Here is a 5587-nt window from a genome sequence, read left to right as displayed (position 1 = left end):
TCGTTGTTTCAAAATCACATCTGGTTATGCAGATAGTAAGTGCTGACGTGATCTGCTTTGGTTTGTTGGTCTGAGAGGGCTGGCGAGCTGGGGTGGGTTGAATGTTGGGATGCGTGGTTGGTGCTGCTGTGGTGATGAGCCATGGTTGGTGTTGGCTATGTATCTGGTGAATTTGGTGTTTGGTGCTTGGGTTTAGGATGGCGGGTTTGAGTTTTGCTGTGTTGGCGAGAGCTGATGCGGTGGAACGGATGAACCTGAGAGTTTGATCCTGGCTCAGAGCGAACGCTGGCGGAATGCTTAACACATGCAAGTCGCACGGGCAGCAATGTCAGTGGCGGACGGGTGAGTAACGCGTAGGAACGTGTCCGAGGGTGGGGGATAACGCTGGGAAACTGGCGCTAATACCGCATATCTCCTGAGGGGGAAAGCAGTGATGCGCCCATGGAGCGGCCTGCGTCCGATTAGCTAGTTGGTGGGGTAAAGGCTTACCAAGGCGACGATCGGTAGCTGGTCTGAGAGGATGATCAGCCACACTGGGACTGAGACACGGCCCAGACTCCTACGGGAGGCAGCAGTGGGGAATATTGGACAATGGGCGCAAGCCTGATCCAGCAATTCCGCGTGGGTGAAGAAGGTCTTCGGATTGTAAAGCCCTTTCGACAGGGACGATGATGACGGTACCTGTAGAAGAAGCCCCGGCTAACTTCGTGCCAGCAGCCGCGGTAATACGAAGGGGGCTAGCGTTGCTCGGAATGACTGGGCGTAAAGGGCGCGTAGGCGGCACACACAGTCAGGCGTGAAATTCCCGGGCTTAACCTGGGGACTGCGCTTGATACATGTGAGCTAGAGGATGGAAGAGGCTCGTGGAATTCCCAGTGTAGAGGTGAAATTCGTAGATATTGGGAAGAACACCGGTGGCGAAGGCGGCGAGCTGGTCCATTACTGACGCTGAGGCGCGAAAGCGTGGGGAGCAAACAGGATTAGATACCCTGGTAGTCCACGCTGTAAACGATGTGCGCTGGATGTTGGGTGACTTAGTCACTCAGTGTCGTAGCTAACGCGATAAGCGCACCGCCTGGGGAGTACGGCCGCAAGGTTGAAACTCAAAGGAATTGACGGGGGCCCGCACAAGCGGTGGAGCATGTGGTTTAATTCGACGCAACGCGCAGAACCTTACCAGCTCTTGACATCTGTCGGACTTCGCAGAGATGCGTTGGTGCCTGCAAGGGAACGGCAAGACAGGTGCTGCATGGCTGTCGTCAGCTCGTGTCGTGAGATGTTGGGTTAAGTCCCGCAACGAGCGCAACCCTCGCCTCTAGTTGCCAGCATGTTTGGGTGGGCACTCTAGAGGAACTGCCGGTGACAAGCCGGAGGAAGGTGGGGATGACGTCAAGTCCTCATGGCCCTTATGAGCTGGGCTACACACGTGCTACAATGGCGGTGACAATGGGAAGCCAGGTCGCGAGGCCGAGCGGATCCCAAAAAGCCGTCTCAGTTCAGATTGCACTCTGCAACTCGGGTGCATGAAGGTGGAATCGCTAGTAATCGCGGATCAGCATGCCGCGGTGAATACGTTCCCGGGCCTTGTACACACCGCCCGTCACACCATGGGAGTTGGTTCTACCTTAAGCCGATGTGGCAACCGCAAGGAGCTAGTCGACCACGGTAGGGTCAGCGACTGGGGTGAAGTCGTAACAAGGTAGCCGTAGGGGAACCTGCGGCTGGATCACCTCCTTTCAAGGAATGCTGACGAACCTGTCTCATGCGGGTTTGTTGGCGTCCGACGACAAGAATGCCTGCCTGGCTTGGTCTTATGCCCGCGGATGCGGGGATGGGGTTTGGCCTACTAGCCTATGAACTGACACCAAGAGACCTGATGCGGGTTGATGCCGGGGGTGGGAGTGATCCTGTCTGGGCACTGACCGCGCATCCCGACATGTAGATGGAGACTGGATTGGCTGGCTGGGTTGGTCCTGGCATGGGCTGCCTCAGGGTGGCCTGCTGTGGTGAGGGCCAGTAGCTCAGTTGGTTAGAGCACACGCTTGATAAGCGTGGGGTCGGAGGTTCAAGTCCTCCCTGGCCCATACGCCGCCTTTGGTGGTGTATGCAGTGAGGATGGGATGGCGACCGCGATGCTAAAGGCGGTGCTTGGCCTGCGGCGCGCCCTGGGAGCGAGTTTTCGGGGGCGTAGCTCAGTGGGAGAGCACCTGCTTTGCAAGCAGGGGGTCGTCGGTTCAATCCCGACCGTCTCCATACGAGGTTGGTTGCCGTTGGGCTGAGGCCTGGCGGTGGCCCACGCAGCACGACGCTGCATAACGAGATGGCTGTCCGGCCTGTGGTTCCCCTCGGGGGATATAGGTTGGGTGGCATGCTGTTTGACAGGTGAATCGGATTGGTTGGTTGGATTAAGAGTGAGAATTGCTGGGCATTTTTTGGTTCAGCTGCTGATGCTTGAATGTGGGGCTTGGTCCTGCGTACGGGCGTTGGTGGTGTATTGAGCGCGATAAGAGCGTTCGGTGGATGCCTTGGCGCCAAGAGGCGATGAAGGACGTGGCACGCTGCGAAAAGCCGCGGGGAGATGCGAGCGATCGTTGATCCGCGGATGTCCGAATGGGGAAACCCACCCGCGAGGGTATCCTGTTTTGAATACATAGGGACAGGAGGCGAACCCGGGGAACTGAAACATCTCAGTACCTGGAGGAAAAGACATCAACAGAGATTCCGTTAGTAGTGGCGAGCGAACGCGGATTAGGCCATTTGATGCATTGGAATAAGCCGAACCATCTGGAAAGGTGGGCCATAGTGGGTGATAGCCCCGTAGGCGTGATGTCTGATGTGTTGATCGAGTAGGGCGGGGCACGTGAAACCTTGTCTGAACATGGGGGGACCACCCTCCAAGCCTAAATACTCCTTGGCGACCGATAGTGCACAAGTACCGTGAGGGAAAGGTGAAAAGCACCCCGACGAGGGGAGTGAAAGAGACCTGAAACCGGACGCTTACAAGCAGTCGGAGCCCTCATTGTGGGGTGACGGCGTACCTTTTGTATAATGGGTCCGCGAGTTCGTGTTGGCAGCAAGCTTAAGCCGTTAGGTGTAGGCGCAGCGAAAGCGAGTCTGAATAGGGCGCATAGTTGCCGGCATGAGACCCGAAACCGAGTGATCTAGCCATGGCCAGGCTGAAGGTGCGGTAACACGCACTGGAGGGCCGAACCCACGCCTGTTGAAAAAGTCGGGGATGAGCTGTGGCTAGGGGTGAAAGGCCAATCAAACTCGGAAATAGCTGGTTCTCCGCGAAATCTATTGAGGTAGATCGTTCGTTGGTCACCACCGGAGGTAGAGCACCGGAAGGGCTAGGGGGGCCCAAAGCCTTACCAAACCCTACCGAACTCCGAATGCCGGTGAGTGTAGACGGGCAGACAGACTGTGGGTGCTAAGGTCCATAGTCGAGAGGGAAACAGCCCAGACCACCAGCTAAGGTCCCCAAGTCATGGCTAAGTGGGAAAGCATGTGGGACGGCCAAAACAACCAGGAGGTTGGCTTAGAAGCAGCCATCCTTTAAAGAAAGCGTAATAGCTCACTGGTCTAATAGCTGTCCTGCGGCGAAAATGTAACGGGGCTCAAGCCATGCACCGAAGCTGTGGATGTGCGTAAGCACGTGGTAGCGGAGCGTTCCGTAGGCCTGTGAAGGTGTGTCGCGAGGCATGCTGGAGGTATCGGAAGTGCGAATGCGGACATGAGTAGCGACAAACAGGGTGAGAAACCCTGTCGCCGAAAGTCCAAGGGTTCCTGCGCAAGGTTAATCCGCGCAGGGTGAGCCGGCCCCTAAGGCGAGGGCGAAAGCCGTAGCTGATGGGAATCAGGTGAATATTCCTGAGCCCGCCAGAAGTGACGGTCCTGAAGTTCTGTCAATTCTTATTGGATTGAGTTGGCAGTTGGATGGATCCGGGAAACAGCTCTGGCATTGGACCGTACCCGAAACCGACACAGGTGGACTGGTAGAGAATACCGAGGCGCTTGAGAGAACCATGTCGAAGGAACTAGGCAAATTGCTCGCGTAACTTCGGGATAAGCGAGACCCGCTGGTGGGCAACCATTGGTGGGTGGCACAGAGCAGGGGGTGGCGACTGTTTAGTAAAAACACAGGGCTCTGCGAAATCGAGAGATGACGTATAGGGTCTGACGCCTGCCCGGTGCCGGAAGGTTAAAGGGAGGAGTGCAAGCTCCGAACTGAAGCCCCGGTAAACGGCGGCCGTAACTATAACGGTCCTAAGGTAGCGAAATTCCTTGTCGGGTAAGTTCCGACCTGCACGAATGGCGTAACGACCTCCCCACTGTCTCCGGCATGGGCTCAGCGAAATTGAATTCCCCGTGAAGATGCGGGGTACCCGCAGTTAGACGGAAAGACCCTATGAACCTTTACTGCAACTTCGCAGTGGCGCCAGAAAGGAACTGTGTAGGATAGGTGGGAGGCTTTGAAGCATGGGCGCTAGCTTGTGTGGAGCCAACCTTGAAATACCACCCTGTTTCTTTTTGGCGTCTAACCGAGCCTGGTTATCCCGGGCCGGGACCCTGCGTGGTGGGCAGTTTGACTGGGGCGGTCGCCTCCTAAAGTGTAACGGAGGCGCGCGATGGTGGGCTCAAGCCGGTCGGACATCGGCTGTTGAGTGCAAAGGCATAAGCCCGCCTGACTGTGAGCGTGACAGCGCGAACAGAGACGAAAGTCGGCCTTAGTGATCCGGTGGTCCCTCGTGGACGGGCCATCGCTCAACGGATAAAAGGTACTCTAGGGATAACAGGCTGATCTCCCCCAAGAGTCCACATCGACGGGGAGGTTTGGCACCTCGATGTCGGCTCATCGCATCCCGGGGCTGGAGCAGGTCCCAAGGGTTCGGCTGTTCGCCGATTAAAGCGGTACGTGAGCTGGGTTTAGAACGTCGTGAGACAGTTCGGTCCCTATCTGCTGTGGGTGTTGGAGACTTGAGAGGATCTGTCCCTAGTACGAGAGGACCGGGATGGACATACCTCTGGTGCACCAGTTGTCACGCCAGTGGCACCGCTGGGTAGCTAAGTGTGGAACGGATAACCGCTGAAAGCATCTAAGCGGGAAACCGACCTCAAAACCAGGTCTCCCTGAGGGCCGTGATAGACCATCACGTCAATAGGCCGCATGTGTACGTGCAGTAATGCACTCAGCTAAGCGGTCCTAATCGCCCGATAGGCTCAATACTACGCCGCCAGCGCGGTTCAGGTCAGCAATGATCCGAACACCGTGCGCAGCACCAAACCCCACAATTCTCACACTGATCCAACCAACCTTCCGCCACCTGAACCCCCTCCGCCCCAAAAGGCGGCCAGGATGGTTCGGTGGCCTGGTGCCCATCGCGGAGTTGATACACCCGATCCCATCCCGAACTCGGCCGTGAAACACTCCAGCGCCTATGGTACTGCCGCTTAAGCGGCGGGAGAGTCGGTCAGCGCCAGGCCACCCAACCATCCCTACATCACACCCACGCGGGGTGGAGCAGCCCGGTAGCTCGTCAGGCTCATAACCTGAAGGTCACAGGTTCAAATCCTGTCCCCGCATCCA

Annotated in this window: 3 tRNA genes and 3 rRNA genes; all 6 read left to right on the top strand. The window is 57.1% G+C overall.

Going from position 1 to position 5587, the window contains the following annotated elements:
- Positions 1–250: 250 nt before the first annotated feature.
- The 6 genes from GGQ83_RS19885 (at position 251) to GGQ83_RS19860 (ending at position 5587) form a co-directional block, all read left to right on the top strand.
- Positions 251–1737 (top strand): 16S ribosomal RNA (locus GGQ83_RS19885).
- A gap of 273 nt (positions 1738–2010) precedes the next feature.
- Positions 2011–2084 (top strand) — tRNA-Ile (locus GGQ83_RS19880).
- Between the two features lie 97 nt (positions 2085–2181).
- Positions 2182–2253, top strand: a tRNA-Ala gene (locus GGQ83_RS19875).
- A 239-nt stretch (positions 2254–2492) separates the two neighbouring features.
- Positions 2493–5228, top strand: a 23S ribosomal RNA gene (locus GGQ83_RS19870).
- Between the two features lie 140 nt (positions 5229–5368).
- Positions 5369–5483, top strand: a 5S ribosomal RNA gene (gene rrf / locus GGQ83_RS19865).
- Together the 16S, 23S and 5S rRNA genes with 3 tRNA genes alongside form the textbook arrangement of a ribosomal RNA operon.
- Before the next feature lie 27 nt (positions 5484–5510).
- A tRNA-Met gene (locus tag GGQ83_RS19860) sits at positions 5511–5587 on the top strand.

The sequence above is a fragment of the Roseococcus suduntuyensis genome, from assembly GCF_014196305.1.
GTDB classification, from domain to species: Bacteria; Pseudomonadota; Alphaproteobacteria; order Acetobacterales; family Acetobacteraceae; genus Roseococcus; species Roseococcus suduntuyensis.
Note: the sequence above shows the minus strand (reverse complement) of the source record. Positions and strands in the feature narration are given on the sequence as shown.